Genomic DNA, 26,968 nt, shown 5'->3' on the forward strand with positions numbered 1-26,968 from the left:
GGCAAAAAGTATTAAAGCATTGATAAAAATTATAAAAGTATTGATAACATAGTGTAAAATTATCGTAGGATTTTTAGATGATAAAAGACAAGAGACAACCCCTGTGATAAAATAGAATTTTGGAAAAACAAAAAACATGAAAGGGGTGTCTCTTGTGAAAAAAATTAAGTTTGAAGATATTATACTACAAAATGCAACTAATTACATCAATAATGTAAGGGAAATTTTTAAAAAATTATTAGAAGAAGGGATGGATATAACAGAACTTTCATTAAAAGTTAGAGAAATGGTAGACAAATTAGGTATAGAAACAATAGTAGCAATTATAGAAGAATTAGATAAGATAATAAAAGAAGACAAGAGAAGGAAAGAGAAATGGGTAGTAGAAAGAGAAGATGAAAAGACTTTAATAACAACAGTAGGAGAAATAAAATATAAAAGGACATATTACAAATCAAAAGAAGATGGTAGATATACATACTTGACAGATGACGCATTAGGGATAGAGAGACATGAGAGAGTAGAAGAAGGAGTAAAAGTAAAGATAGTAGAAAAGGCGACAGAAGAATCCTATGAAAAAAGCAGTAAAGAAGCAAGTCCAGTAGAATTAAGCAGGCAGACAGTATTAAATACAATAAGAGAGATAGGAGAAGTAGAAGTAAAAAAAGAAATAGAAGAAAAGAAAGAAGTAAAAGTATTATACATAGAAGCAGATGAAGACCACGTATCCTTACAAGACGGGAGAAAAGAAATGCCACGACTTGTATACATACATGAAGGCAAAGAAAAAAAGAACGGTAGGTCTGAACTAAAGAATATCTATTACAAAGCATATGTAGATCAAAAGCCAGAAGACATATGGATAGATGTAGCAAATTACATAAATGACAATTACAAAGAAGAGAAAATAGAGAAGATATACATAGCAGGAGACGGAGCAAGATGGATAAAAGAAGGGATAGAATGGATACCAAAATCAAGATTTGTACTAGACAGGTATCATTTAAACAAATACATACTCACAGCAACATCAAGAGAAGCAAGATATAGAGATAGGATATGGAGAGCAATAAATGAAGGGAATGAAAAAGAATTAAAAGAGGCATTTAATGAACTATCAAAAATAGCACAAACAGAGCAAGAGAAGAAGAAAATAAGAGAAGTAAAGAAGTACATATTAAACAACTGGGAAGGGATAAAAATATACAAAGAAGATGAGGATGTAATAGGGTGCAGTGCAGAAGGGCATATAAGTCATGTATTTTCAGACAGGTTAAGCAGGAATCCATTAGGATGGAGTAGAGAAGGATTAAAGCTAATGGCAAAATTAAGAGTATTTAAGAAAAATGGAGGCAATTTAAGAGAAGTAGAATGGCGTAAAAAGCGCAAAAACAACAATGAAGGTTATAAATTAACAAAGAAGCAAATAAAAGAGGCAGTAAAGAGAGCTAAAACGTATACAAAAGAACAAATAAACAATATTACAGTGTTGGATATGGGCAAAGTAACACCAATATATAGAATTTTAAAAGCAATAAAATATGAAAAAGTGATATAAAAAACACATAATGCATGGAAACCTTGATTTAAGCAATTTCAGGGGTTGTCTTTAAAAAAAATATCCTACAGTATCTTGACACTATCGGCGAAAAAAAAGGTGTTGACATTTGAAAAAATATCGTGTATAATTTTTGCGTGTGAGGTTGTTAAAGATTAAGAATTTGATGTAAAAGAATATGCTGGCGTGGCTCAATCGGCAGAGCAGCTGATTTGTAATCAGCGGGTTGTAGGTTCAAGTCCTATCGCCAGCTCCATTATTTAAGCAGGTTTAAGGGTATCGATAAAAAGTCGATACCCTTTTTGTATGCGAATGAAAGTAAAAAACATCTTTAATTCTTTTTCAAAGTTTAACATAATCTTAACAATTAATTAATGTTAGTAATATATAATTAAACTAAGGAAGTAGAAGTTTTCAGATTTTTTATCGGGAGGAGAGGAAATGTATAACATATTAAAGGCTGACCTTCATCTTCATACGTTATATTCAGATAATATTGATAAACTTGATGTAGAAGATTATGAAAAACTTATAGACAAATATGATTATGATTTGCTTGCACTTACAGATCATCATTATTGTTTAAAAAACGGAAGATGGGATAAATTGTTTGACAAAATAAAAGATAACAAAAAATTTTTAAAAGGTTACGAACTTACTTTTTTAAATGGTCACATGCTTATTATAGGAAAGGACAGATATGATGTATCAAGCAAAGAGGATGCAGTAAAGGAGATGTACAACAGCAGCAACATCCGTATAATAGCACATCCTGATTATAACATATGGTCATGGAAAAAAAATATGCTTCCAAAGATTAATGGTATCGAAGTAATAAATGGTATAGTATATTGGAAACAGCCTGGTAAGTATACTGGTATAAAAACGTACAAAAAATACCTACTGATGAAACAGAAGGTATCTCCTTTTGCAAATACAGATTGTCATAGAAAAGCGGATTTTGGGCGTGTTTGTACAGGTATTATTGTTAACGAAGAAATGAATCCTTTGGATGCTATAAAGAAAAATCATGTATTTGCCACTACCGGAGGAATTAATATTGAATTTCAAAGTGATGATGGAAGCATAATGGGAGACATTGTGAATAAAAATATCAATCGAATCAATTGGTTCATAGATGGAGCAGCTGAAACAGCAGTTTATAATGGTGATATTTTGATAGAAAGGAATTTTAGCAATAAAGGCAAAATAAAACCATTGATGAATGGACCTTATTGGATTATAGGTAAAAATGGTTCTGAAATGGTCGTTACTTCACCTATTTGGGTTAAAGGGCTAAAATCTAAAACGTATTTTAAACAGATAATAAGTGACATATATTTAAATAAATTAAATAGAAGACTAAATATAATGCTTGAATTATTGTTTGATTTTCAAATACATGATACTCTTTGGAGTGATTATTATAATTGGTTAAAATTATTTACCTTAGAAAACTTAGAAGAGGAAGATTTGGTGGAAAAATCTTATGAGATTGCATATGAGCAAACTAAAAAGCGTCTTACAAATGCAATAGGAATAGCGAAAGGATTTATGATATATTTAATAAATTATTACATTGAGAGTAAAAAAAACAGATCGGCATTTACTAAATTATTATCTTATATCGTACCACAGCATATTTTTCACAATATAATATTAAATTAACAAAAATTTTTTAAATCATTTGAGTTAAAAAATATATGATTAAATAAATCCCCATACCAAATAGAATTACACGCTTTGTATCTAATTTAGCAAATTGCAAAGCGATAAAAGATATAATAAATAGTATTACAGTAATAATATCAACAAGAACATGTCTTCCCATATTTATTGCAAATATTGACATGAGTCCAACAAATGATGCAATCAATCCATTTAATCCGGCTATAACCCATGTTAAATGTTTAATTTTCCTATAAAGACCAAAGATTGTTACTACCAACAAGAAAGATGGTAAAAAGATTGACAGTGTTGCTACTAATGCTCCTATAAAACCCATAATTTTATATCCGATAAAGGTTGATGTGATTACAATCGGACCAGGTGTAATTTGCCCTAATGCTACTCCAGCCATAAATTGATTAAGAGTTAACCAATGATGTATATTTACTACATCATGCTGTATCAATGGAATCATTGTAAAACCATTGCCAAAAACCAATGCTCCAATCTTAAAAAATACAACGGACATTATTAGTAATTCATGGTTAAAAGAAATTGATAAAAAGAATAATATAAGTATAATACAAATAATAAGAGGGTCTTTCCATTGTATTTTGTTTTTTTCTGACAAAGCAGCTTCTTTTACTTCAGATGCTTTTGGATGAATTAATATAATCCCCATAATAGTTGATATAAATAAAATAAGAAAAATATTGTTATAGTATATCGAGATTAAAAAGGCTGTAACAGCAATAAGTATTGTAGGAATGTTCGTTACTGTTGTTTTTGCCAAATCAAATACAGCATTTAATATTATTGCAAGGACTATAGCTCAAAAACCTTTAAATAAAATAGTTACTATTGTAATATTCTGATATTTAAAATATAGCCATGATAATAATAGCATCATAAGAAATGAGGGCAGTATAAAACCTATAAAGCTTGCTATTGCACCTAATAACCCTTTTAGTTTATAACCAATGTAAATAGTAAGGGATGCAAAGGTTGCTCCAGGTATCAATTGTGCAAGAGCAAGACCTTCAAAAAATTCTTTTTCATTTATCCATTTTAATTTTTTAATTATGTTTTTTTTAGTTTCTATCATCATGGCAGGTCCAAAAGCTGTAAATCCTATTTTGAGGAATGTTAAAAATATTTTCCATATGCTGATATCATCTGCTACTTGTCTGGTGTTTTCATTATCCATATTTTCACCTTCCATATCATATTTATAGTCATATAATAAAATAATTATATACTAGGAGTCCACTCGAAATCATCAATCACAAATTAACAAATATGTTATTGAAAACCATATAATTTACAATAAAAAATACTCCTGAACACATATGAAATAAGCACTTAAGAGCTATTTTTATGATATAATATAAATAATATAATAAGAAAAATGTGGTGATAAAAATGTTAGGAAAAGCAGACAGACAAATGTCATTTTCAGATTATTGGTTACTTGGAAAAATTTCTGAAGATAGTTATTATCATAGATTAAGAACATGGGTATTTAATAATCTTAATGAAGAAATGTTTCAGCCACTTTTCTCATACTATGGCAGAGAATCCATATCTCCGGTATATACATTTACAGCGATGCTGATACAATTTGAAAAAGGATATTCTGATCGTGAAATGGAAGAAGAATCACGATTCGATGACAGAATTAAATATGCATTAACCGCACCACGGGATTTTGATGGAATAGATGCAGTAACATTATGTGATCATAGAAAAAGACTGTTTAACAGCGAAATAGGAAAAGAAATATTCATTAAAACAATTAGTCAGGCAAAAGAAGTAGGACTGTTTGATAAAGACAACTTACACATAATAGATTCATTCATGATTTGGGGTTCCTGTGCCAGACAAGATACTTACACTATGATATACCAAGGGATAAAGATGGTTCTCCGTTTCATGAAGTTTTACGAAATGGAAGATGAATCGAAAAAAATACTGAAAAGAACAGATTATAAAGAAAATATCAAAAAACCCAAAATAGCATGGGAAAACGAAAAAGAAAAAGCAAAATTACTCGAAGAACTTGTTAAAGATGCACTATCACTCGTAGAAAATATAAAAACAAAAAAAGATATAAAAGATGATTTAAAAAAAGCAATTGAATTATTAGAAAGAGTAGCATTACAAGATGTTGAAATAACAAACGACGGGCATGTAAAAATGATAAAAGGAACAGCAAAAGACAGAATAATATCAGTAGTAGATGATGAAATGCGCCATGGAAGAAAGACCTCATCGAAATTATCAGATGGATACAAAGCTGAAATTATAACAGGAGGAGAAAAAGGCTCAGTAGTAGTAGGAATAGAAGTTGATGGAGCAAATATAGCAGATGGAGAACATATGAGTGATCTTATAGAACAAAGCCGAAGAAACGGCGTTGATATAGATAAACTGTATGGAGATTGTGCATATAGTGACTTTGAAGAAATAGAAAAAAGGAAAGAAGAAGGAACAGATTTTTGCATTAGAGTGCCGGAAGCAACAAATCCAAGTGGAGGATTTTCAAAAGAAGAATTCAAAATTGATTTAGAAAAAGGAACAGTAGAATGTCCCAATGGACATATAAAACAATTTGATACTGAAAAAACACAAAAACATGAGCAAGTTACAGTGAAATTTAGAGCAGAAGAGTGTAATGATTGTCCGCTAAAAGACCAATGTACAAAATCAAAAAAAGGGAGAACAATAAATATACATCCGTATGAAAAAGAAATACAAGAACAAAGGGAATATCAAAAAACAGATGAATTTAAAGAAGACTATGCAAAAAGACCGAATGTAGAAAGAAACATATCAGAACTTACCAGGCATGGCGGACGTAAAGGAAGGTATAGAGGAAAATTAAAAATAAGATGGCAAATGATAATGGTAGCAATAAACAATAATATCAAAATAATAACGAAACATATTTCTAAAATTTGTAATAGACAAATTAAGAAGGGGGAAGTCTGCCCAAAAACGGCTTAAAGAATGGTTAAGGATATTAAAAATAGCAATAACAGGTCAATAAAGCCATAATATACATATTAAAATCAATAACAAAATCATATATATTTCTTTGAATAGAGATTATTCTGATAATTTATGCGATGATAAAAATTCTTAACCGGCAGATAAGTTATTTTCGAGTGGACTCCTAGGTTTATCTATATGTCAATTACAATTATATGATATTGACATATAGATGGTTTTATGGCATATTAAAAAAGGTGATAGAAAATGTGTGGGAAACATGAAAATTGTCATAATAACAATAATGACATGTGCAGTTGTACAGGAAGGCTAAATAGATTTGTACAGCCTAATTTATTGTTAGCCTTATATTCAAAGCCGTCCTATGGCTATGAACTTATCGAAAGAATTAGTAATTTCTATGATATAACACCGGATACCGCTGTAGTTTATCGGCAACTTCGGAAGTTAGAAGAAGAAGGATATGTAAAATCAGAATGGCAGGTTGGTGATATTGGTCCGGCAAAAAAGTATTATGAACTTACCCCTTCAGGTGTTAAACTTCTTCACAACTGGGTTATAGACCTTGAGAAGCAAAAAAAATTCTTAGAAAATTTTTTAAATGCTTATAGAAATTACTTTCCTGACAAATCAAATTAAAAATCTTTAAAGAACAAAGCGAAAGTAAAATTCAAGGGATTATAAATTTTTCACTCTCATGTTCTAATATCAATACATCTGTACTAAATATATAATGAAAAGTAAAGTATAGGAGCTGATAGAAGGATGAGAGGGAAAAAATTTATATTGATAGCAACTGTGGTTATTATAACGGCACTTGCTGTTTATTTTGCCCCATTTGGCAAAACAAATCTTACAACATATATAATGGATGTAAAATATGATGATACAAATAAGGTAATATCAGGATTAGAAACAGTGGATTTTATAAATACAGATGATACAGTATTAAATCAATTATATCTTCATCTTTATCCAAATGCATTTAAAGAAAAGGATAAGATTCCATTTACAAAGGAGGAGGTTGAACTGGCATATCCTGATGGATTTAAACCCGGATATATAGATATAAAAAATATAACTTTTGAAGGTAAAAAAATGGCTTCATATAAAATTGAAGGGGAGAGTCAGCAAATTTTAAGGATACAATTGCCGGAAAAATTATCAAAAGGCAATAGGATAAAATTTACAATAGATTTTAAAGTACAGCTTCCTCCTGCAACAGGAAGATTTGGATATGGGAAAAAAACGGTGCAGGTTGCTAATTGGTACCCCATATTATCTGTTTATGATAAGAAAGGATGGAATAATGACCCGTATTATGCACTGGGAGATCCGTTTTACAGTGATGTTTCAAATTATAATGTTAAGCTTACTGTACCCAGAAATATGGTGGTTGCATCAACGGGTACTATAAAAAATGAGAAAATATGTAGTAACCAAAAGACAATAATGATTAGTGCAGAAAATGTAAGAGATTTTGCTATGGTTATATCTCCAGATTTTAAAGTTGCCGAAACAGATATTGATGGAATCAAGGTGAAATCCTACTATTTCAGTGATGAATATGGGACAAAGGCATTAAAGTTTGCTAAAGATGCAGTTAAATTTTACAATGAATTTATCGGCAAATATCCATATAAACAGTATTCAGTAGTTCAAAGTGATTTTTACTTAGGAGGGATGGAATATCCCAATCTTGTAATGATTTCTAAGAGTCTTTATACAAAAGACAACATCTTCAATCTTGAATATGTTATTGCACATGAAACGGCACATCAATGGTGGTATGGGGTTGTTGGCAATGATGAAGTAAAAGAGGCTTGGCTTGACGAAGGTCTTACAGAGTATACCACAATCATGTATATAGAAAGGTATTATGGTAAAGCTGCTGCCGAGAGCCTTTATAATTATATAATTTCAGGCGAATTTAATAAATATATTAAAGTAAATAAAGATGAGTCTATGATAAAGACCTTAGGACAATTTAAAGGATGGAATGAATATACCAATATAGTATATAACAAGGGAGCTATGGTATTTCACCAATTAAGAGGGCTTATAGGCGAAAAAAAATTTAAGGAAGTTATGAATAAATACTATGATAAATATAAATATAAAAACGCCACTACGGAAGATTTCATCGACGTAGTGGACAGTGTTACTGGTAAAGATACAGGAGGGTTTTTTCAGGAATGGCTGAATTAAATTATTATTTTACTTTTAAGCCTTATATCTTCACCATAAAAGTTAAGCATCTTAAAGTTGCCAAATATCCGGGAATATATCCTTTCCGGGTATATTACCATTATTTCAGATATTGATAAATTTGTTGATATAATAAATTTCTTGCACATTAGCATGCGAGTATTGATTATATTAAAAATTTCCTGCAGACTAAAAGCAGTTATGGATTCGGTGCCAAGGTCGTCTATAATAAGGAGGTCGCATTGCTTCAGGAGCTCAAAATAACTGCTGTAGGAATTGCTATCGCTATTTAATTTATTTGCTCTTAAGTCCTCAATTAAATCAGAAGATGTTCTGTATAATACAACCTTACCCTTGTCTAAGAGTTCTTTTGCAATGCAATTGCATAAAAAAGTCTTTCCAAGTCCTGAATTTCCATAGAAGAATAAGCTCTCTCTTTCATTATTGAAATTTCTTATAAAGGTTAATGAAGTTTCAAGGATTTTTTTTATATTGCTTCGTGGGGAAGGTTTATCGCCAAGTGCTTTATCAGAATAAAAGTTCATATCAAAAGTGGCGAAATTTTCCCTTTTCACTATATTTTCAATACTTGACTGCTTATAATAAATATTTATTAATTTCTGTTCAAAGCAGTTACATCTTCTGCCATTTATATAACCTGTGTCTTTACATAATTTGCATTCATATTTTGGCTCCATGTAATCTTCAGGATATCCATTTAACTTAAGTAAATATGCTTTACGTTCTTTCAAATCAAATAATTTTTCTTTAAGTTTTAATAGCAGCTTTTTTGATTGCTGAGGCTCATTAAAAATTGATCGGGAAATTTCAAATCCTATATTCTTTATATCATCATCAATTTTTAATATTTCAGGTATTTTATTATAAATTTCTTCTCGTTTTTTGAGGTTTTCTCTTAAAGAATTATCCCGTTTGATTTCATACTGTCTTAATACTTCTTGAACTGCATTATTCACCGGATTCACCTCTTGAATGTGCTAAAAGTTTTTTTTCAAGTTCATCAACGTCATATGTTCTCTGATTATAAGCGTTGAAATAATTTTTTGGTGCCTTAAAGACAGTAGAAGTCTTCTTATGTTTTGGCACTTTTTTTATTTTATCCAGATCGTTTATCGTTTTTATACCTTCATTGAACCAGTTTATAAGTATTTGATTTATATAAGGAAAACTGGGTTCATTTATCTTTAAAGTACATTCATTGCAGGCTTTTATAATTACATCCACGTCAAAACCGAGGTCATTCATCCACCTGTCCATCATCTGCTTGTGGGCTTCCATGACTTCGTCAGTATTTAAACCAAGTGTATGTAAAATCTTTTTGTATTTTATCCATTTTTTGCTTTCGGTTTTAAGATATTCTTCAAGGTCGAGAGCATTTTTAATACCGGCATCATGCCATGCAATTGCTATTTTCTCCATATATCTCAAAGATGTTTTATTTTTTGTGACACAATAGCTTACGAGCATGGCAATAATTTCAAGCGAGAAATCATATTCGTCAATCCAGCTAAGATATGTATCCATTTCACTTGAAGATAAAGGTCTTCCCAACATTTGCTCTATAGTTTCAAACATCTGCCTGACTTCTGTATCATTAATAGACATGGTATGTTTTTTATCACCTGTATTGGCAAGTGGCAAATATTTTACTGTATACTCTCCATCAGTATAGCAAAGTTTAATTAATCCAGATTTTTCCCAAAATTTCAGTGCCTTTTCGATTTCAATTTCAGACATAAAAAGTTTATCTGCTAAAGAGTGTATAGAAAATTCCTGCCCATAATAACAGCATTTCAAGCCCAATAGGTAGACTTTAACGTATTCTCCAGGGGCTTCAAGCATAAAATGATTTATGAAAATATTGCTAACAGGGGTGCTTCCCACATCATCAAAATCAGATGAAAATTTACAAATGCTCATATACCCCACCTCTTGTTTTATTATAACATAGTATGTCATATCCTTCAATTAAAAAGAATATAATATATATTACGACAAATTTTAAAATTTCTTTAATAATAACAATTAAAATATATCATACTTCAGTTCTGTTGATTTAAAAAATATTTTGCAATAAAATTTAAAATAAGTTATAATACAACTGTATTACCTCATATTAATTAATATTTGTACATAGAGGATTTTGTTTGTGAGGTGATATTCCATGAAAAAGAAAAATATAACCATAATAATACTATTAATATTTTTATTAGGGCTTATATTTAATAATAAGCTTATGTCTTTTGCATATCCGGTTTATAAAAATATTGCAAAAACCAAAATAGAAAATAATGTAAAAAATTACAAAACAGCTTATAGCAAACATTTTATAATAAAATATACCGATAATGACAGCAAATATATAGATTTAATTATCGAAACCGCTGAAAAACATTATTATGATGTGGTTAATGATTTGGGATATATGCCAACAGATAAAACAATAATAATCGTATACCCAACCCCTTATAAAATGAGCAGGGATTTTTCCCTTGTTAAAGGGGATGATGCTATGGGGATTTATCTCGTTGGTATTATAAGTATACAATCACCGGCATTATGGATAAAGCCTGGACAAAATCTGAAAGAAGTTTTTGAAAAAGAGGGACCTGTTGTTCATGAGTTTACACATTTAATAGTAGATGATATAGCAAAGGGTAATTATCCTGTATGGTTTACAGAAGGATTAGCCCTTTTGGAAGAATACAGGCAGAACAAATATGAATGGGGAAAAGGATATAATTATTATGACAAGCCATATACTTTAAAGCAGTTAACTGATGATTTCGATACGTTAGATGAAATGCTTGCATATAAAAGGGCATTCCAGGTTACAAAAGCTATAAGTGATAAATATGGTATGAGTACAATCAGGAGCATATTAAAAGACCTTGGTAATGGCATGAACCTTAAAGAAAGCTTTTATAAAGAAACAGGAGAAGAACTGAATAGCTTTGTATTAAGCGTTAAGGGGTGAATGATTTGAAAAGCAAAATATTAATCGTTGATGATGAAAAACCAATTGTTGAAATATTAAAATTCAATCTTGAAAAAAACGGCTACAGTGTCTGCGAGGCATATGATGGCGAGGATGGTTTAAATACTGCTCAGAGTAAAAAACCTGATTTAATACTGCTTGATGTTATGTTGCCTAAGATGGATGGTTTTACGGTGCTTAAGCATTTAAGGCAGACAATGACGATGCCTGTTTTAATGCTTACGGCACGGGAAGAAGAAGTTGATAAGGTTTTAGGTTTGGAGCTTGGAGCAGATGATTATATTACAAAACCATTTTCTATGAGAGAACTTATTGCACGGATAAAAGCAAATTTAAGAAGGAGCAATGAAAACGGCGAAATAGAATCAAAGCTAATACATATAAAAGATTTAACTATTGACCTTTCTAAATATAAAGTAAGTAAATATGGAGAACCGATAGAACTTACTTTGAGGGAATTTGATTTACTTAAGTTTCTTGTAACAAATAAAGGTCTCATTTTTTCACGGGAAATGCTTCTTGAAAAGGTATGGGGGTATGAATATTTCGGTGATGTCAGAACAGTAGATGTAACAATAAGACGGTTAAGGGAAAAAGTAGAAGATGACCCTTCAAATCCTAAATATATCCATACAAAAAGAGGGGTTGGTTATTATTTCAGTGAAGAAGGACAAGTTTAAAAGCATAAAGTGGTTTCAAACTTTACAGTGGAAGATTATTTTAATATATGGTCTTTTAGTTCTTGTAGCAATGGGAATCATATGGGTATATCTTTATAATTCCCTTAAAAGTTATCACATGAAAAATTTTGACAGTTATATTCAGGCACAGGTTAAGGGAATGTCATGTACATTAAAAGACAATCTTGAATCTAATAAAAACCTTAACAATATTATAAGTATGTACTTAGGACCGAATTCAAATATAAAATATGTGTATATACTGGACAAGAATGGTAACATACTTGCAAGTTCAACAGGTGAGAGAGGTAAATTTTTGACAACCGCAGTTGTTAAAGCATTACATGGCAATAAAAGCAGTGAAACAACAAAAGACTATAATTCTAATGATGAACTCAAAAGTTTTGCAGTACCGGTTGTTAACAGCGATGGAAGCATTTCTGGCGTTGTATATATGAGTGGTTCATTAAATAGCGTGTATGATGTACTTTCAGATATAAATATGATTCTATTGAGTGCTACGCTTTTTGCAGTTTTTGTAACCGTAATACTCGGTTATTTTCTTTCATGTGCTATAACAAATCCAATTAAGGAAGTAACAAAATACGCACATGAGATGGCACTTGGTAATTTTGATGTAAAGATTAATATTAAATCAAGGGATGAAATCGGCAACTTGGGTTCTATGTTTAATTTTATGTCACAAAGATTAAAACATACCTTAGATGAGATGAGAAACGAAAAAAGCAGGGTTGAGGCAATCATCAGCTTTATGACAGATGGAGTTATTGCTGTTGACGGTAAAAAAGATATAATCCTCTATAATGATGCCGCGGAAAAGATGATTGGAGAAAAAATAAGTATCGGGCAGTCGGTGGAGAATTTGGCAAATGGGAAAATTAGCATTAATGGAGGTATATTTTTATGCAATGAGAAAATATTAACATCCTTTGTGACACCAATTAATGCAGATGAAAATATAGAAGGTTATGTATTTGTACTTCATGATATAACAGAGCAGCAGGAGCTTGAAAATATGAGGAAGGAATTTGTTGCAAATGTGTCACATGAATTAAGGACACCCCTTACAACAATAAAAAGCTATACTGAAACACTCTTAAATGCAGATGTTGACAAAGCATTTATTGATAAATTTCTCGGTATAATAGATAAAGAAGTAGATAGGATGGTGAGGTTGGTAAAAGACCTTTTATTATTATCAAAGATGGATTCAAATGGCAAATTGAAGCTGGAAAGTGTAAATTTAAATGAATTTGTTGAAGATATTATTCAGAATTTAAAAATAGAAATGGAAAAGAAAAATCAAATACTGTCATTATCTCTTAAAGATGCTAAAAAAAATGTTAATATAGATAAGGATAAAATGGAGCAGGTAATTATTAATATTGTAGCAAATGCCATAAAATATACACCTGAAGGTGGCTGTATAAGGGTTTATACAGACTATGATGAGGAGGCTGCGTATATTATTGTTCAAGATAATGGAATAGGGATACCAGAAAAAGACCTTCCGAGGATATTTGAAAGATTTTACCGTGTTGATAAAGGAAGGTCACGAGAGCTTGGAGGGACAGGCTTAGGTCTTTCAATTGCAAAAGAAATCGTAGAAGCACATAAAGGAGAAATAAATATAGAAAGCGAAATTGATAAAGGTACTGTTGTTAAGATAATATTAAAATATAATTAATTTCGTAATTATATTTTAATATTATTGTAATACTGCTGTAATATTAATACTTTATAATAAATATGTTATAAAAAAGAGTATTATATAAGGAGGTTATGCATGTGAAAAAAGTCATGGTCATGTTTATGACTGTTATTATGATAATGTCTTTTATGACATGTGGTTTTGCAGCAACTGATCTTATAACAGTAAAATCCAATATAGATAATGTTACAACAGAGAACAAGTATTTTGTTATTTCTGGAGAAGGTCAGCCGAATACGTATGTAAAGCTGATTTTAAATGACCAATTAAATGATAAATGGGTTATTGGAGATACAGGTTTGTTTGCAAGACTTATAAGATTGGTATTGGGCGATAACTATATTACACTAAAAGCAAGTAAAGATGGAGAAGAACAGATTGTAAAAGGACATATTAAATTAGAATATAAAGATGGAGTCCTTCAGATAACTGTGAATACACTTAAAGATTTACTTGATATACTTTTTAAGTAATATAAAGATTTATAATAAAGTCCACACATAAAAAGGTGGATTTTTTTATTGGTCTTAAAGCAGGTTATATAATATGCCTTTGAGGGAATTTTAAAAAGGTAAATATTGTTGTATAAAATAGTATGTTTTTGACAAAAAAAGCTTGTAAATTTATTAAAATTGTATTAAAGTATATAGTGTTATAAGAGATTTTATTATTGTTATTCTTGAAGGGAAGGTTAGACTGTGGATAAGTTTATTATTACTGGTGGAAATCCATTAAAAGGTACTGTACCTATAAGTGGGGCTAAAAATTCGGCTGTTGCAATACTTCCCGCTGCACTTTTGGCAGATTCTCCAAGCATAATTGATAATCTGCCTGATATTAGTGATATAAAATTGCTGTCAGAGATGATAGAATACCTTGGTGGAAAAGTAAATAGAAAAGGGCATGAGATATGTATAGAAGCGAATGGGATTAATTCATTTTATCCACCGCCTGAATGTGCTTCACAGATGAGAGCGTCTTATTACTTAATTGGTGCATTGCTTAGCAGATTTAAAGAGGCTGCAATAGCGATGCCTGGAGGCTGCAATATTGGAGTAAGACCTATTGACCAGCATATAAAAGGTTTTGAAGCATTAGGCGCAAAAACTTTAATAGAACATGGAATTATAAAAATAAAAGCAGATAAACTTATTGGTAATCATATATATTTTGATGTTGTAAGCGTAGGCGCAACAATTAATTTGATGCTTGCAGCATGTAAAGCGGAAGGTACCACTATTCTTGAAAATTGTGCAAAGGAGCCTCATGTAGTAGATGTAGCAACTTTTCTTAATGGAATGGGCGCTAATATTAAAGGTGCCGGCACTGACACCATAAAAATCATAGGAGTTCAAGATTTACATGGTTGCAGGCATTCGGTGATTCCTGATCAGATTGAAGCCGGTACTTACATGGTTGCAGCAGCAGCTACCGGTGGTGATGTTGTTGTAAGAGGTATAATACCAAAGCATTTAGAAGCTGTTATGGCAAAGCTGATAGAAATGGGAGTTGTACTTGAGGAAGGTGAAGACGAGATTAGGGTTAGAACAAAAGGAAGGCTAAAAGCTGTTGATGTAAAGACACTGCCATATCCGGGATTTCCTACAGATATGCAGCAGCTTATTGCTGTGCTTCTTGCTCTATCTGAAGGTGTTAGTATAATAACAGAAAATGTATATGAAGGAAGATTTAAATATCTTGATGAGCTCAAAAAAATGGGAGTCAAAGCAAAGGTTGAAGGAAGAACTGCAGTAATTGAAGGTGTTGAAAGGATTACAGGTGCACATCTTGTAGCTACGGATTTAAGGGCAGGTGCTGCAATGATTATAGCAGGTCTTGCTGCACAGGGTGTTACAGAAATATCACATATCGAGTATATTGAAAGAGGATATGAATCTATCGAAAAAAAGCTAAGAGCTCTTGGAGCAGACATAAAGAAAATTAAATAAGTCCATAAAATGGGCTTATTTTTACATATGATAAAGAATATTTTTTCTGCATGTATCACATGATAATCTTGAGGTGATATTATGCATGAGCAAAACGGTAACAATTTAAAAAAGCCATCATATATAGTAATTGTCATAATAACAGCGGTTATTACGTCACTAATATTTACATATATTGCTCCAAAATTTTTATGGGGCAAAATAATACCATTTCCATATATTGCTCCGGAAGCTGCTAAGAAAGAAGTAATTATTCCAAGGGCGGAACCCCCAACTGTTGCAGAGGCGGTTGCAAAAAAAGATACATCTGCGGTTGTAGGGATTTCTACAATAGAATTTGAGCGGAAGTATTATGTTCTTGAGAAAAAAGTAGAAGGGGTTGGGTCAGGATTTATAATTGATGAAAACGGATATATATTGACAAATAATCATGTTGCAAATCCAAATTCAAAAAAAATCACCGTATATTTAAGCAATGGAAGCACATTGCCGGGGAAGGTGCTATGGTCTGATTCAACATTGGATTTATCTGTTGTCAAAATTGATGCAAAAAATCTGCCGACAATAACCCTGGGCAATTCAGATAACAATGTTGTAGGACAGACAGCAATAGCTATTGGAAATCCATTAGGATTGAGGTTTGAAAGAACCGTTACAAATGGTATAATAAGTGCATTGAATAGAAGCCTTCCTATTGAAGAAGGCGGCAAACAAAAGATAATGGAGGACCTTATTCAGACTGATGCATCTATAAATCCGGGTAATAGCGGAGGACCGCTTGTTGATTCAAAAGGTGATGCTATAGGAATAAATACGGCAAAGGTGACAACGGCTGAAGGGCTTGGATTTGCAATACCTATAAATATAGCAAAACCTATAGTTAAAAAGGTTATAAAGACAGGTACATTTAAAGCTCCTTATATTGGTATTGTAGGGTATGACAGAGAAATTGCCAGTTATATAAATGCTGATATAGTTATTGCAGAGGGAATTTATATAGCAGATATTGACCCGGCAGGACCTGCTGCAATGGCTGGAATTAAGAAAGGTTATATAATATTAGAGGTAGATGGAAAACCTGTTAACACAATGACAGCTCTTAAAACGGTGATATACAGTAAAAATATGGGTGATAAAGTAATTTTGAAATACAGGACATTAACCGTAAATACAGGGTATAAAACAGTAACTCTTGGGAAATAGGTGAGGATATGTATGTTGTTTGTGAAAAACACCTTGAAGATGCGATAGAGGAATTTGTGGATGTATATGAACAGCCGCCGGATATATATAAACTTGATGAAGTAACATTTACTGATTGGCTGGTTCCACACAAATGTGATTTCTGTGATGAAGTGCCAAAATATCTTGTTGTCTGACAAACCATTAAAAGAGTGGGTAAAACCTGCTCTTTTAAAATTTATAGTTACGGAGAGGATTTACAATGAACATAGATATAATTGCTGTCGGGAAAATAAAAGAAAGATTTTTTGATGAAGGTATTAAGGAGTATTTAAAGAGGCTTAAAGTCTATTGCAATATAAGGATAATAGAGGTCTCCGATGAAAAGGCACCTGAAAAATTAAGTGAAAAAGAAAAGCTTGAAGTTATGCACAGTGAAGGCATTAAAATTATGAATAAAATCAGAAAGGGAAGTTTTATAATCACACTGTGTATAGAAGGTAAGCAATTTGACTCATTAGAATTTGCTCATTATTTAGAAAATCTATCCATATCAGGGAATTCAAGTATAACTTTTATTATCGGAGGTTCTCTTGGTATATCTGAGGATATAAAAAATTTATCAAATTTAAAACTCTCCTTTTCAAAGATGACATTTCCACACCAGCTTATGAGACTTGTCCTTGTTGAACAAATATATCGTGTATTTAAGATAATGAAGGGTGAACCGTATCATAAGTAGTCGCAAACTTTTTATTTGAATCAAGAGCCTGAATTTCTTTAGACTCAAAATATAATTTTATTTTAGATAAAAAATACTTAAATAATAAATAAAAAATATTTAAATAATAGGATAAATTTATCCTAAATATGATATAATAAATATATAAAATATTTAAATAATAGGAGGGATAAATATGTTGATTAACATTCAAAAGATAGTGTCTATTTCGGAAGCTAATCAGAATTTTTCTAAAATAGCAAAATTAGTTGATGAGGATAAATCTGTAGTTATAATGAAAAACAATAAACCTAAATATATACTTTTAGATTTTGATGAATTTAGTAAAGAAGCAATATCAGAGGAAGAAAAGTTAGATGTAATTGCAGACAGAATATTGTATGAAAATGTGGAAGCATTTAAGGAATTAGCTAAATGAAATATATATCAATAGATTATATTTTGAAATTGCATGAAAAATTGATATTAGCTACTGGTGGTTTAACAGGGATAAGAGATATGGAACTTTTGAAGTCAGCAATTGAAACTCAAAAGCAACATTTGCAGGAGAGGATTTATATAAAAGTATTGAAGCAAAATGCTCTAATATTTGTTACAGTATCATAAATAATCATGCGTTTATAGACGGTAATAAAAGGATAGGCTTATATGTTATGCTAGGAGTCCACTCGAAATCATCAATCACAAATTAACAAATATGTTATTGAAAACCATATAATTTACAATAAAAAATACTCCTGAACACATATGAAATAAGCACTTAAGAGCTATTTTTATGATATAATATAAATAATATAATAAGAAAAATGTGGTGATAAAAATGTTAGGAAAAGCAGACAGACAAATGTCATTTTCAGATTATTGGTTACTTGGAAAAATTTCTGAAGATAGTTATTATCATAGATTAAGAACATGGGTATTTAATAATCTTAATGAAGAAATGTTTCAGCCACTTTTCTCATACTATGGCAGAGAATCCATATCTCCGGTATATACATTTACAGCGATGCTGATACAATTTGAAAAAGGATATTCTGATCGTGAAATGGAAGAAGAATCACGATTCGATGACAGAATTAAATATGCATTAACCGCACCACGGGATTTTGATGGAATAGATGCAGTAACATTATGTGATCATAGAAAAAGACTGTTTAACAGCGAAATAGGAAAAGAAATATTCATTAAAACAATTAGTCAGGCAAAAGAAGTAGGACTGTTTGATAAAGACAACTTACACATAATAGATTCATTCATGATTTGGGGTTCCTGTGCCAGACAAGATACTTACACTATGATATACCAAGGGATAAAGATGGTTCTCCGTTTCATGAAGTTTTACGAAATGGAAGATGAATCGAAAAAAATACTGAAAAGAACAGATTATAAAGAAAATATCAAAAAACCCAAAATAGCATGGGAAAACGAAAAAGAAAAAGCAAAATTACTCGAAGAACTTGTTAAAGATGCACTATCACTCGTAGAAAATATAAAAACAAAAAAAGATATAAAAGATGATTTAAAAAAAGCAATTGAATTATTAGAAAGAGTAGCATTACAAGATGTTGAAATAACAAACGACGGGCATGTAAAAATGATAAAAGGAACAGCAAAAGACAGAATAATATCAGTAGTAGATGATGAAATGCGCCATGGAAGAAAGACCTCATCGAAATTATCAGATGGATACAAAGCTGAAATTATAACAGGAGGAGAAAAAGGCTCAGTAGTAGTAGGAATAGAAGTTGATGGAGCAAATATAGCAGATGGAGAACATATGAGTGATCTTATAGAACAAAGCCGAAGAAACGGCGTTGATATAGATAAACTGTATGGAGATTGTGCATATAGTGACTTTGAAGAAATAGAAAAAAGGAAAGAAGAAGGAACAGATTTTTGCATTAGAGTGCCGGAAGCAACAAATCCAAGTGGAGGATTTTCAAAAGAAGAATTCAAAATTGATTTAGAAAAAGGAACAGTAGAATGTCCCAATGGACATATAAAACAATTTGATACTGAAAAAACACAAAAACATGAGCAAGTTACAGTGAAATTTAGAGCAGAAGAGTGTAATGATTGTCCGCTAAAAGACCAATGTACAAAATCAAAAAAAGGGAGAACAATAAATATACATCCGTATGAAAAAGAAATACAAGAACAAAGGGAATATCAAAAAACAGATGAATTTAAAGAAGACTATGCAAAAAGACCGAATGTAGAAAGAAACATATCAGAACTTACCAGGCATGGCGGACGTAAAGGAAGGTATAGAGGAAAATTAAAAATAAGATGGCAAATGATAATGGTAGCAATAAACAATAATATCAAAATAATAACGAAACATATTTCTAAAATTTGTAATAGACAAATTAAGAAGGGGGAAGTCTGCCCAAAAACGGCTTAAAGAATGGTTAAGGATATTAAAAATAGCAATAACAGGTCAATAAAGCCATAATATACATATTAAAATCAATAACAAAATCATATATATTTCTTTGAATAGAGATTATTCTGATAATTTATGCGATGATAAAAATTCTTAACCGGCAGATAAGTTATTTTCGAGTGGACTCCTAGTATTACTTGAGTATAATGGCATAAAATTATCTTTTACACAAAAAGAATTAATTGATTTAGGATTAGCAGTTGCAAAAGGAGAATTAAAGCAAAAAGATATATCAGAATGGATAAATAATCATAAAAGTTTTTTATAATAAAATCTTTATAGGTATAGTATGTTATAAACAAATTCCTTATTAAACATAAAAGCATTTAAGAATAGGGAATTTGTTTAATTTTAAATATAATGTGCAAAAAAGTGGTTATTTCAGATTAGACAGCATGGGGAAAAGAGATTGAAGTAAGAAGCTCTCTCCTTTCGTCGGAAGTAGAGGGTTCACTTTTGTTGATAGAATGTTGATGTGGAACCGTACCATAAATGAAAAATCTTGAGTCAGTATAACAAGCTTACAATTAAAATAGTTTCTTCAGTTTTTGTTCATATAAGGAAGGATAGTTTTTATAAGTTTTTTGATTAGCTCTAATTCTTTTGGTGAGCATTTATTTAGTAAATTGTCTATTTCGGTATTTTTGTTTCTATCAAAAGTATTATAAGAATCATGGGAATCATGTATATAATAAGCATTATAAGGGTTTTTCCCGAAAATCAGGTAATCTAAAGATATATGCAAACAATTAGAGACTTTAACTAAAACAGGCAGGCTCATTTGCCTTTCTCCACGTTCCAGCTGCCCTACATAGTAGTCTGAAAGTTCTATGATTTCCGCAAATTCTTCCCGCGAAAGACCAAGTTTTTTTCTTTCTTCTCTTATTCTCTGACCAATTGCTGCATTATTTATCTCTGTATTTTTCTCCACATTTAATCACTCCCTGCATAGGAATACTTTATATGACTTTTAACACTATAGGAATATGCAATTTGCATATATTTTATATTTGCAAATTGCTAATATTTAATATAAAATTATGTTTGTGGTGTTTTTTTAAGGAGTGAATAATAATGAAAGAAAAATATGGAATAGAAATAGCCAGAAAGATTCTTAATAATGCGACAAATATGTATATGAAAAAAGAAATCATCCTGAAAATAAGCCAAAAAGTAGACAAATATATTGTTGAATATTATCAAAAAGGCGAAGACCAAAAGGACAGTGGACTTAAATGAAAGAGAAAATGTATAAATATGCTCCTGCTATTTTATTGTTAACTGAGCTAATCTTATGTATTATCACATTTTTAATAGACAAATGTCAAAACTATAATCATGGTCTGGTATATATAATATTTGAATCAATTCAGGTGGTTATTTGCATAGTCTGCGGTATCTTGATTAAAAGATTATACCAACAGGGTCAAACCGATGTACTGACTGGTCTGCACAACAGGAAATATTTTAATGCAAAATTTTCTGAAGTAGATACAAAAAGACCGATTTCACTATTTTTAATAGATATTGACAATTTTAAAAGTATAAATGATACATATGGTCACATTGCAGGTGATCAGGTATTAAAACAATTTGCTGAAATTTTACAAAATTATACAAGAAAAAATGACATAATTGCCCGTTGGGGTGGTGAAGAATTTGCTGTAATTCTTCACCAAACTGATGTAAAAGAAGCTTTTAAGATTGCGGAGAGGATAAGAGCTGCAGTAGAAAACAACCTTTTTTCTTATAAAAATATTACTTGCAGAATTACTATCAGCATCGGTATAGCTTCAAAAAAAGAAGAAATGGATATTGATATAGAGCAATTCATTAAAATTGCTGATGCAGCACTATATAAAGCAAAAGAAAAAAAGAATTTTATTGTCACAGTTGGGGAGGACTAAAGTCAAAAGAAAATATTTGTTTTGGGTCAAAGATATTCTGCGATGACATAGACAAATGGGTTTCAAAATCATTATGTCAGGGAGCGTCTCCAAGGGTCAGAAGGAATTGAACAATGTAGCGAAACTGGTCATCGAGCAGGCTGTATGCTTGTTTGAGAGTAATCGGAATTGCCATTAAAAAAGCCTTTTATTTAAATGCTTTTTTGGAGTTGATATATTCGCAAAAATTGCTTACAATTTTATTATCAAATTGTGTTCCTGCATTTGTCTTTAATTCATCTATTGCTTCTTTATAGCTTAACTTTTTTCTGTAAACACGATTGCTTGTCATTGCATCAAAAGCATCGCATACAGCAAGTATTTTGCTCAAATCATTAATTTTGCTTCCATTTAATCCGTCAGGATATCCCTTGCCATCTATTCTTTCGTGGTGGCTTCGAATAATATTTGCTTCATTTTTTAAGTTTAACATATATTTTACTATTAGGTAGCTGATGTATGGATGGCACTTTATTTTTTTATATTCTTTATCATCTAGCTTTGTAGTTTTTGACAATATTTTTTTAGATATGGCAAGTTTTCCAACATCATGTAGTATTGCACTATATTTCAATGTATTTGTCGTATAATCTGATAAGCTGTAATATCGTGCATAGCCGACTGCAAGTTTCATAACCCTTATGCAGTGTTTGGCAGTGTATTGGTCTTTTAATTCCATTAATAAAATAAGTGTTTTAAAGAGCCATAATCGTAAAGAGGGAATAAATTTACATAGAGTTTTTGGTTTTTGCGATCTTATCAAACAAAAGCGCCTGTTTTTTGTATTATAGATTTTATACATAATTTTCATACCTTTAGTATACACCCCTTCACCGTATACATGTAACAATATTTATATATTGTTACATTATGATTTATTTTAAAAAAAGGAAAACACTAATGTTTTCAAGATGTTGCTTATGGAATGTATTTAAAGTATAATTTAAAATAATATATCATTTTTATAATAAATCATACACAAGTTACATAAAGGAGTGGCATTATGACTGTTGAACCAATCAAAAATAAAACAAAAACAATGCAGATGTATCAATATTTAAATAAAAAGGATCCAAAGTATGCTTTAATTTTTAAATTCGGACTGAATACTGGTTTAAGAATTAGTGATATTATCCCATTGAAGGTGAAAGATATTTTGAATAGCAATGGGCAATTTCGTGAATATTTAGTGCTAAAGGAAAAGAAGACAGGAAAGGAGAAGAAGATAAAATTAAACAATGCTTTAAGAGAAGCTTTATCGATATATATTAATAAGAATAATTTTACTGAAGAAAGCTATATATTTCCAAGCCAGAAAGGTGGTCATCTTGGGAGAATTCAGGTGTACCGTGTTCTTAAAGAAGCAGCAGGTGTTATTGGTATAGAGAATTTTGGAACCCATAGTTTGAGAAAAACTTGGGGGTATTGGACTTACAAAGCATCCCATTACAATATTGGTCTAATAATGGATACTTTTAACCATAGTTCGCAGAGTATTACACTACGTTATATAGGCATGAATCAAGAACAAAAAGATGAACTATACTCAATCGTCCAGTTTTAAGAGCAAGTAAATGGGTAAAAGAGGCAAATTACATATTGGTGTATAGTCGAAAAAACAAATAATTTTAGTAAATATTAAAATTTATGCAGGAAAAAATATATTAATGTCGAATATAATATATTAATATTGAATATTCCGTATACATGTAACAATATATAAATATTGTTACATGTATACGGAATATAAACATTATTTTTCATAATCTTTCATATAAGTTGAATTTTTCAACTTTATCTTTTCTTCTGATGATGGAGAAACCATTTCAATTATTAATTCTGAAATACCATAGTGTTTAGTATTTATTAATCTTATCTATCACATACAATAACTATATCTGGTTGAATAATATTAGTAGTGTTTTGATAAATGTCAACTTAATTATAAAATTAAGTTGACATTTATGATTTGTTGATATATTTTATATATGATATGAGTTATTTATAAAAATAGACAAGATAATTTTGGAGGAATTACTATGAAGTATATTTTGAAAAAGCTGACAGAGACAAAAGAAAAAGGGTTGTACCGCGGAGATTTTAAATATTTGGATTCTTGTCAGGCTCCCAGAGTTGAAATTGATGGAAGAGAAATAATTTTACTGGGCTCCAATAATTATTTGGGACTTTGTAATGATGCACGCTTAAAAGAAGCGGCGATTCAAGCTGTGAACCAATATGGCGTAGGGGCGGGAGGGTCAAGGCTTACTACCGGTTCATATGTGTTGCACAGAAAACTCGAAGAAAAGATTGCTGAGTTTAAAGGTACAGAGTCAAGTATAGTTTTCAATACAGGCTATATGGCTAATGTTGGAGTTATTTCAGCCCTATGCGACAGAAAATGGGTTATTTTTTGCGATAAATACAATCATGCCAGCATTATTGACGGCTGTCTGCTAAGCAGGGCAAGGCTTATTAGGTACAAGCACTGTGATATGAAGGATTTAGAGAGGAGAATCCGTGAATATAAAGGCGAAAACAATTTGATAGTGACTGACGGCGTATTCAGTATGGAGGGTGACTTAGCGCCGCTGCCTGACATTATAAAATTAGCCAAAGAACATGAAATGCTTATTATGGTTGATGATGCCCATGGGATGGGGGTATTGGGGGAAAATGGTTCTGGTACCGTATCATATTTTAATGCCAATGAGGATGTAGACATACAGATGGGAACATTAAGCAAGGCTGCGGCTTCAGTAGGGGGATATGTAGCAGGAAAGAAATACTTGATTGATTATTTAAGGAACTTTTCCAGGAGTTTTATTTTTTCAACCGCACTGCCTCCAGCATCTATTGCTGTTTCCTTAGAATCCATCGAGATTATTAGAAATGACGTAAACAGGAGGAATTATCTTAAGGAATTGACCCAATGGTTTAAAGAAGAGCTTGAATTTGCAGGTTTTCACGTCACAGATACAATTACACCGATTATACCAGTTATTGTGGGGGATGCCGGAAAAACTGTCGAATTCTCTAAAAACCTGCTTGAAGATGGAATCTATGTCCCGGCCATAAGACCTCCTGCAGTACCGAAGGGGAGCAGCCGGCTAAGGATTTCCTTGATGGCAACACATACCTATAATGATTTGCAGTATGTACTTGATAAAGTAAAATTACACGGAAAAAGACTAGGTGTTATAGAAGGATGATATGATGAAAAATTGTTTAATAATATTGACAGGTTGGGCAGTCGGCAAATTTGTCTGGAAGCCTTTGTGCGAGATGCTGAAACAAGATTATAACATAACTTTCATTGATTGGGAGGATGTGACTTCAGCAGATGGGTTTGAAGATAAGGTAAAGGCTTTAATAAGAGAAAAAGGAATTGAAAGATTTTCAATAATCGGATGGTCCCTGGGTTCTTTAGTTGCCATAGACATAGCGGCAAATTTTTTGTCACAAATTGACCGAATGATTCTTTTTAGTGCAACAAGCAGGTTTATACAGGATGAAACGGGATATTATAAAATTGGATGGAACAGAAAAATCATTGACAGGATGATTTTCAGTTTAAAGGAGCGTCCTGTAGAAATTTTAGATAGCTTTTATAAAAACCTTTTTACGAGTTCGGAAGTCAGCGGCGGCTATTATGAGTATTTTCTCAAAGAAATGCAGCATGTAAATAAAAATTATCCTGTACAATACCTATCCGCTGGTTTGGAATACTTGATTATGAAGGATTTAAGGGAAAATCTCGGCAGTATAGATATTCCCACATTATTGATACATGGCGGCGATGACAGGATTTGTCCCGTTGAAGCAGGGGCATACGTGAATAACTGTTTGAAAACGTCCGAAATGGTAGTACTTGCCGAAACAGGACATGCTCCGTTTTTTACAAAAACAAATCAGTGCTGGGAAGTAATAAAAAACCATACGGCGCATAGAGGGGGAAAGTATGATTGACAAGGAGAAATTAAAGAGAAGGTTTAGCAGGAATGCAAAGCATTATGATAAATATGCCGGAGTCCAAAAAAAGATGGGTGATATTCTTGTTAAAAATATTATAAATGAGAATATGCGCTTCAAAAATATCTTAGAAATCGGCTGCGGTACGGGATATGTAACCCGGGCGGTAGCAAAGCATTTCCCGGAGGCTATGATTACTGCGGTTGATATTGCACCTGGGATGATTGAACATGCAAAGTCTACCCTACAATACAGCAATGTGGAATTTGTATGCGGGGACATTGAAGAGATGCCTTTAAAGGATACATATGATTTGATAATATCCAATGCATCCTTCCAGTGGTTTAACCATTTGGATAAAACCCTCGATAAATTGATAAGGTCCCTTAGTCTACATGGAGTCTTATGCTTTTCAACCTTTGGGAAAAACACATTTAGAGAACTGCATGAAGCTTTTGCTAAAGCAAGGGAGGTACTCAAAATCAGCAAACCTGTTTACCCGGGGCAGCTTTTTTGTACCTTAAACGAATTGCGTGGAATGTGTCAGGATATTGCCGTTGAAAATAATCTAAACAATATGAAAATATCAGCGGAAGAATTTTATGATTATGAATATTTTGATTGCTGTAAAGATTTTTTGCATTCGGTCAAAAAAATCGGTGCAAATAATTGCCAAATTAACGGGAATAACATAATTCCAAAGTTTATAGAAAAAGTTATTGAAATTTATGACAAAGATTATATTGAAAATGGAATGGTAAAAGCAACCTATCATAATCTTTTCTTTTATTTGAAACTTTGATATATATAGAATAAACAGGAAGACAGGGAAGCATATGTCGAACTTCTTACGG

29 protein-coding genes and 1 tRNA gene are annotated in these 26,968 nt (G+C 31.3%); 24 read left to right on the forward strand and 6 right to left on the reverse strand.

The annotated features are described in order from the left end of the window. Positions 1–136 precede the first annotated feature (136 nt). The 3 genes from AC0LWJ_RS10440 (at position 137) to AC0LWJ_RS10450 (ending at position 3,226) form a co-directional block, all read left to right on the forward strand. On the forward strand, positions 137–1,558 hold the full coding sequence (locus tag AC0LWJ_RS10440; RefSeq protein WP_503031441.1) for an ISLre2 family transposase: 1,422 nt from the start codon (positions 137–139) through the stop codon (positions 1,556–1,558). Positions 1,559–1,738: 180 nt separating this feature from the next. Continuing rightward, positions 1,739–1,814, forward strand: a tRNA-Thr gene (locus AC0LWJ_RS10445). 185 nt (positions 1,815–1,999) lie between these two features. Beyond that, on the forward strand, positions 2,000–3,226 hold the full coding sequence (locus tag AC0LWJ_RS10450) for a CehA/McbA family metallohydrolase domain-containing protein (RefSeq protein WP_474240144.1): 1,227 nt from the start codon (positions 2,000–2,002) through the stop codon (positions 3,224–3,226). A 10-nt stretch (positions 3,227–3,236) separates the two neighbouring features. Here the strand turns inward: AC0LWJ_RS10450 and AC0LWJ_RS10455 are convergent, their stop codons facing one another. Next, positions 3,237–4,019, reverse strand: a complete 783-nt coding sequence (locus tag AC0LWJ_RS10455) for a chromate transporter (RefSeq protein WP_474240142.1) — start codon at positions 4,017–4,019, stop codon at positions 3,237–3,239. Positions 4,020–4,058: 39 nt separating this feature from the next. Then, positions 4,059–4,433, reverse strand: a complete 375-nt coding sequence (locus tag AC0LWJ_RS10460; protein ID WP_474240140.1) for a chromate transporter — start codon at positions 4,431–4,433, stop codon at positions 4,059–4,061. Positions 4,434–4,648: 215 nt separating this feature from the next. On the opposite strand from AC0LWJ_RS10460, the gene AC0LWJ_RS10465 reads away from it, so the two are divergent. The 3 genes from AC0LWJ_RS10465 (at position 4,649) to AC0LWJ_RS10475 (ending at position 8,446) form a co-directional block, all read left to right on the forward strand. Next, on the forward strand, positions 4,649–6,232 hold the full coding sequence (locus AC0LWJ_RS10465; protein ID WP_503031405.1) for an IS1182 family transposase: 1,584 nt from the start codon (positions 4,649–4,651) through the stop codon (positions 6,230–6,232). Between the two features lie 252 nt (positions 6,233–6,484). Further along, complete coding sequence (locus AC0LWJ_RS10470; protein ID WP_474240026.1) at positions 6,485–6,877, forward strand: PadR family transcriptional regulator; 393 nt, start codon at positions 6,485–6,487, stop codon at positions 6,875–6,877. Positions 6,878–7,003: 126 nt separating this feature from the next. Then, the gene (locus tag AC0LWJ_RS10475; RefSeq protein ID WP_474240028.1) at positions 7,004–8,446 is read left to right on the forward strand and encodes a M1 family metallopeptidase; all 1,443 of its coding nucleotides are present in this window, start codon (positions 7,004–7,006) and stop codon (positions 8,444–8,446) included. Here AC0LWJ_RS10475 and AC0LWJ_RS10480 read toward each other — a convergent pair. Both AC0LWJ_RS10480 and AC0LWJ_RS10485 read right to left on the reverse strand, forming a co-directional pair. Further along, the gene (locus AC0LWJ_RS10480; RefSeq protein WP_474240030.1) at positions 8,443–9,423 is read right to left on the reverse strand and encodes an ATP-binding protein; all 981 of its coding nucleotides are present in this window, start codon (positions 9,421–9,423) and stop codon (positions 8,443–8,445) included. The genes AC0LWJ_RS10475 and AC0LWJ_RS10480 overlap by 4 nt on opposite strands. Then, on the reverse strand, positions 9,416–10,387 hold the full coding sequence (locus AC0LWJ_RS10485; protein WP_474240031.1) for a DnaD domain protein: 972 nt from the start codon (positions 10,385–10,387) through the stop codon (positions 9,416–9,418). Before AC0LWJ_RS10485 ends, AC0LWJ_RS10480 begins: the two co-directional genes overlap by 8 nt. Before the next feature lie 244 nt (positions 10,388–10,631). Between AC0LWJ_RS10485 and AC0LWJ_RS10490 the strand changes: the two genes are divergently transcribed. From AC0LWJ_RS10490 to AC0LWJ_RS10545, 12 genes are all read left to right on the forward strand, one after another. Further along, the gene (locus AC0LWJ_RS10490) at positions 10,632–11,444 is read left to right on the forward strand and encodes a gluzincin family metallopeptidase (RefSeq protein ID WP_474240033.1); all 813 of its coding nucleotides are present in this window, start codon (positions 10,632–10,634) and stop codon (positions 11,442–11,444) included. A 5-nt stretch (positions 11,445–11,449) separates the two neighbouring features. Further along, positions 11,450–12,145 carry a response regulator gene (locus AC0LWJ_RS10495; protein ID WP_474240035.1) on the forward strand — a complete coding sequence of 232 codons (696 nt, stop codon included), beginning with the start codon at positions 11,450–11,452 and terminating at the stop codon, positions 12,143–12,145. Next, positions 12,069–13,853 (forward strand): ATP-binding protein, encoded by a 1,785-nt coding sequence (locus AC0LWJ_RS10500; protein ID WP_474240037.1) that lies wholly within the window; start codon positions 12,069–12,071, stop codon positions 13,851–13,853. Before AC0LWJ_RS10495 ends, AC0LWJ_RS10500 begins: the two co-directional genes overlap by 77 nt. A gap of 95 nt (positions 13,854–13,948) precedes the next feature. Beyond that, entirely contained in the window at positions 13,949–14,350 is a 402-nt protein-coding gene (locus AC0LWJ_RS10505) for a hypothetical protein (protein ID WP_474240039.1), read from the forward strand. Between the two features lie 225 nt (positions 14,351–14,575). Beyond that, positions 14,576–15,826 (forward strand): UDP-N-acetylglucosamine 1-carboxyvinyltransferase, encoded by a 1,251-nt coding sequence (gene murA / locus AC0LWJ_RS10510; RefSeq protein WP_474240041.1) that lies wholly within the window; start codon positions 14,576–14,578, stop codon positions 15,824–15,826. An 81-nt stretch (positions 15,827–15,907) separates the two neighbouring features. After that, positions 15,908–17,029, forward strand: coding sequence for a S1C family serine protease (locus AC0LWJ_RS10515; RefSeq protein ID WP_474240043.1), 1,122 nt, complete (start codon positions 15,908–15,910; stop codon positions 17,027–17,029). An 8-nt stretch (positions 17,030–17,037) separates the two neighbouring features. Next, a complete protein-coding gene (locus tag AC0LWJ_RS10520; protein WP_474240045.1) occupies positions 17,038–17,205 on the forward strand; it encodes a CxxH/CxxC protein in 168 nt (55 codons plus the stop codon). Between the two features lie 65 nt (positions 17,206–17,270). Continuing rightward, positions 17,271–17,750 carry a 23S rRNA (pseudouridine(1915)-N(3))-methyltransferase RlmH gene (gene rlmH / locus AC0LWJ_RS10525; protein WP_474240047.1) on the forward strand — a complete coding sequence of 160 codons (480 nt, stop codon included), beginning with the start codon at positions 17,271–17,273 and terminating at the stop codon, positions 17,748–17,750. Between the two features lie 175 nt (positions 17,751–17,925). Continuing rightward, complete coding sequence (locus AC0LWJ_RS10530; RefSeq protein WP_503031442.1) at positions 17,926–18,168, forward strand: type II toxin-antitoxin system prevent-host-death family antitoxin; 243 nt, start codon at positions 17,926–17,928, stop codon at positions 18,166–18,168. Continuing rightward, a complete protein-coding gene (locus AC0LWJ_RS10535; RefSeq protein WP_474240051.1) occupies positions 18,165–18,356 on the forward strand; it encodes a hypothetical protein in 192 nt (63 codons plus the stop codon). Before AC0LWJ_RS10530 ends, AC0LWJ_RS10535 begins: the two co-directional genes overlap by 4 nt. Then, on the forward strand, positions 18,350–18,442 hold the full coding sequence (locus AC0LWJ_RS10540) for a hypothetical protein (RefSeq protein ID WP_474240053.1): 93 nt from the start codon (positions 18,350–18,352) through the stop codon (positions 18,440–18,442). The genes AC0LWJ_RS10535 and AC0LWJ_RS10540 overlap by 7 nt, the downstream gene beginning before the upstream one ends. Before the next feature lie 128 nt (positions 18,443–18,570). Then, positions 18,571–20,154: an IS1182 family transposase gene (locus AC0LWJ_RS10545; protein WP_503031405.1), complete on the forward strand. Its 1,584-nt coding sequence runs from the start codon at positions 18,571–18,573 to the stop codon at positions 20,152–20,154. 583 nt (positions 20,155–20,737) lie between these two features. On the opposite strand, the gene AC0LWJ_RS10550 is transcribed toward AC0LWJ_RS10545, so the two are convergent. Beyond that, the gene (locus AC0LWJ_RS10550) at positions 20,738–21,127 is read right to left on the reverse strand and encodes a helix-turn-helix domain-containing protein (protein ID WP_474239833.1); all 390 of its coding nucleotides are present in this window, start codon (positions 21,125–21,127) and stop codon (positions 20,738–20,740) included. Positions 21,128–21,270: 143 nt separating this feature from the next. Between AC0LWJ_RS10550 and AC0LWJ_RS10555 the strand changes: the two genes are divergently transcribed. Both AC0LWJ_RS10555 and AC0LWJ_RS10560 read left to right on the forward strand, forming a co-directional pair. Continuing rightward, positions 21,271–21,435, forward strand: a complete 165-nt coding sequence (locus AC0LWJ_RS10555) for an aspartyl-phosphate phosphatase Spo0E family protein (RefSeq protein WP_474239835.1) — start codon at positions 21,271–21,273, stop codon at positions 21,433–21,435. Further along, positions 21,432–22,103, forward strand: a complete 672-nt coding sequence (locus AC0LWJ_RS10560; protein ID WP_474239837.1) for a GGDEF domain-containing protein — start codon at positions 21,432–21,434, stop codon at positions 22,101–22,103. The genes AC0LWJ_RS10555 and AC0LWJ_RS10560 overlap by 4 nt, the downstream gene beginning before the upstream one ends. A 187-nt stretch (positions 22,104–22,290) precedes the next feature. Here the strand turns inward: AC0LWJ_RS10560 and AC0LWJ_RS10565 are convergent, their stop codons facing one another. Continuing rightward, positions 22,291–22,821 (reverse strand): HD-GYP domain-containing protein, encoded by a 531-nt coding sequence (locus AC0LWJ_RS10565; RefSeq protein WP_474239839.1) that lies wholly within the window; start codon positions 22,819–22,821, stop codon positions 22,291–22,293. A gap of 324 nt (positions 22,822–23,145) precedes the next feature. Here AC0LWJ_RS10565 and AC0LWJ_RS10570 point away from each other — a divergent pair, with 324 nt between their 5' ends. The 4 genes from AC0LWJ_RS10570 to bioC all read left to right on the forward strand — a co-directional run bounded on the left by AC0LWJ_RS10570 (position 23,146) and on the right by bioC (position 26,916). After that, positions 23,146–23,706: a tyrosine-type recombinase/integrase gene (locus AC0LWJ_RS10570; protein ID WP_474239840.1), complete on the forward strand. Its 561-nt coding sequence runs from the start codon at positions 23,146–23,148 to the stop codon at positions 23,704–23,706. Between the two features lie 475 nt (positions 23,707–24,181). Continuing rightward, positions 24,182–25,354, forward strand: coding sequence for an 8-amino-7-oxononanoate synthase (gene bioF / locus AC0LWJ_RS10575; protein ID WP_474239842.1), 1,173 nt, complete (start codon positions 24,182–24,184; stop codon positions 25,352–25,354). Positions 25,355–25,358: 4 nt separating this feature from the next. After that, on the forward strand, positions 25,359–26,111 hold the full coding sequence (locus AC0LWJ_RS10580; protein ID WP_474239844.1) for an alpha/beta fold hydrolase: 753 nt from the start codon (positions 25,359–25,361) through the stop codon (positions 26,109–26,111). After that, positions 26,104–26,916 (forward strand): malonyl-ACP O-methyltransferase BioC, encoded by an 813-nt coding sequence (gene bioC, locus AC0LWJ_RS10585; RefSeq protein ID WP_474239845.1) that lies wholly within the window; start codon positions 26,104–26,106, stop codon positions 26,914–26,916. Before AC0LWJ_RS10580 ends, bioC begins: the two co-directional genes overlap by 8 nt. Positions 26,917–26,968: the final 52 nt, after the last annotated feature.

Source organism: Aceticella sp. 75b-Ac, from assembly GCF_056032965.2.

Excerpts from the sequence above, each read along its gene's own strand:
- AC0LWJ_RS10460 (WP_474240140.1), bottom strand. The coding sequence starts at position 4,433 with ATGGATAATGAAAACACCAGACAAGTAGCAGATGATATCAGCATATGG.
- AC0LWJ_RS10515 (WP_474240043.1), top strand. The coding sequence starts at position 15,908 with ATGCATGAGCAAAACGGTAACAATTTAAAAAAGCCATCATATATAGTA.
- AC0LWJ_RS10475 (WP_474240028.1), top strand. The coding sequence starts at position 7,004 with ATGAGAGGGAAAAAATTTATATTGATAGCAACTGTGGTTATTATAACG.
- AC0LWJ_RS10500 (WP_474240037.1), top strand. The coding sequence starts at position 12,069 with ATGACCCTTCAAATCCTAAATATATCCATACAAAAAGAGGGGTTGGTT.
- rlmH (WP_474240047.1), top strand. The coding sequence starts at position 17,271 with ATGAACATAGATATAATTGCTGTCGGGAAAATAAAAGAAAGATTTTTT.
- AC0LWJ_RS10485 (WP_474240031.1), bottom strand. The coding sequence starts at position 10,387 with ATGAGCATTTGTAAATTTTCATCTGATTTTGATGATGTGGGAAGCACC.
- AC0LWJ_RS10560 (WP_474239837.1), top strand. The coding sequence starts at position 21,432 with ATGAAAGAGAAAATGTATAAATATGCTCCTGCTATTTTATTGTTAACT.
- AC0LWJ_RS10555 (WP_474239835.1), top strand. The coding sequence starts at position 21,271 with ATGAAAGAAAAATATGGAATAGAAATAGCCAGAAAGATTCTTAATAAT.
- AC0LWJ_RS10545 (WP_503031405.1), top strand. The coding sequence starts at position 18,571 with ATGTTAGGAAAAGCAGACAGACAAATGTCATTTTCAGATTATTGGTTA.
- AC0LWJ_RS10530 (WP_503031442.1), top strand. The coding sequence starts at position 17,926 with ATGTTGATTAACATTCAAAAGATAGTGTCTATTTCGGAAGCTAATCAG.
- AC0LWJ_RS10490 (WP_474240033.1), top strand. The coding sequence starts at position 10,632 with ATGAAAAAGAAAAATATAACCATAATAATACTATTAATATTTTTATTA.
- AC0LWJ_RS10580 (WP_474239844.1), top strand. The coding sequence starts at position 25,359 with ATGAAAAATTGTTTAATAATATTGACAGGTTGGGCAGTCGGCAAATTT.
- bioF (WP_474239842.1), top strand. The coding sequence starts at position 24,182 with ATGAAGTATATTTTGAAAAAGCTGACAGAGACAAAAGAAAAAGGGTTG.
- AC0LWJ_RS10505 (WP_474240039.1), top strand. The coding sequence starts at position 13,949 with ATGCATGTGAAAAAAGTCATGGTCATGTTTATGACTGTTATTATGATA.
- AC0LWJ_RS10535 (WP_474240051.1), top strand. The coding sequence starts at position 18,165 with ATGAAATATATATCAATAGATTATATTTTGAAATTGCATGAAAAATTG.
- bioC (WP_474239845.1), top strand. The coding sequence starts at position 26,104 with ATGATTGACAAGGAGAAATTAAAGAGAAGGTTTAGCAGGAATGCAAAG.
- AC0LWJ_RS10565 (WP_474239839.1), bottom strand. The coding sequence starts at position 22,821 with ATGGAATTAAAAGACCAATACACTGCCAAACACTGCATAAGGGTTATG.
- AC0LWJ_RS10520 (WP_474240045.1), top strand. The coding sequence starts at position 17,038 with ATGTATGTTGTTTGTGAAAAACACCTTGAAGATGCGATAGAGGAATTT.
- AC0LWJ_RS10570 (WP_474239840.1), top strand. The coding sequence starts at position 23,146 with ATGACTGTTGAACCAATCAAAAATAAAACAAAAACAATGCAGATGTAT.
- AC0LWJ_RS10465 (WP_503031405.1), top strand. The coding sequence starts at position 4,649 with ATGTTAGGAAAAGCAGACAGACAAATGTCATTTTCAGATTATTGGTTA.
- AC0LWJ_RS10470 (WP_474240026.1), top strand. The coding sequence starts at position 6,485 with ATGTGTGGGAAACATGAAAATTGTCATAATAACAATAATGACATGTGC.
- AC0LWJ_RS10440 (WP_503031441.1), top strand. The coding sequence starts at position 137 with ATGAAAGGGGTGTCTCTTGTGAAAAAAATTAAGTTTGAAGATATTATA.
- AC0LWJ_RS10450 (WP_474240144.1), top strand. The coding sequence starts at position 2,000 with ATGTATAACATATTAAAGGCTGACCTTCATCTTCATACGTTATATTCA.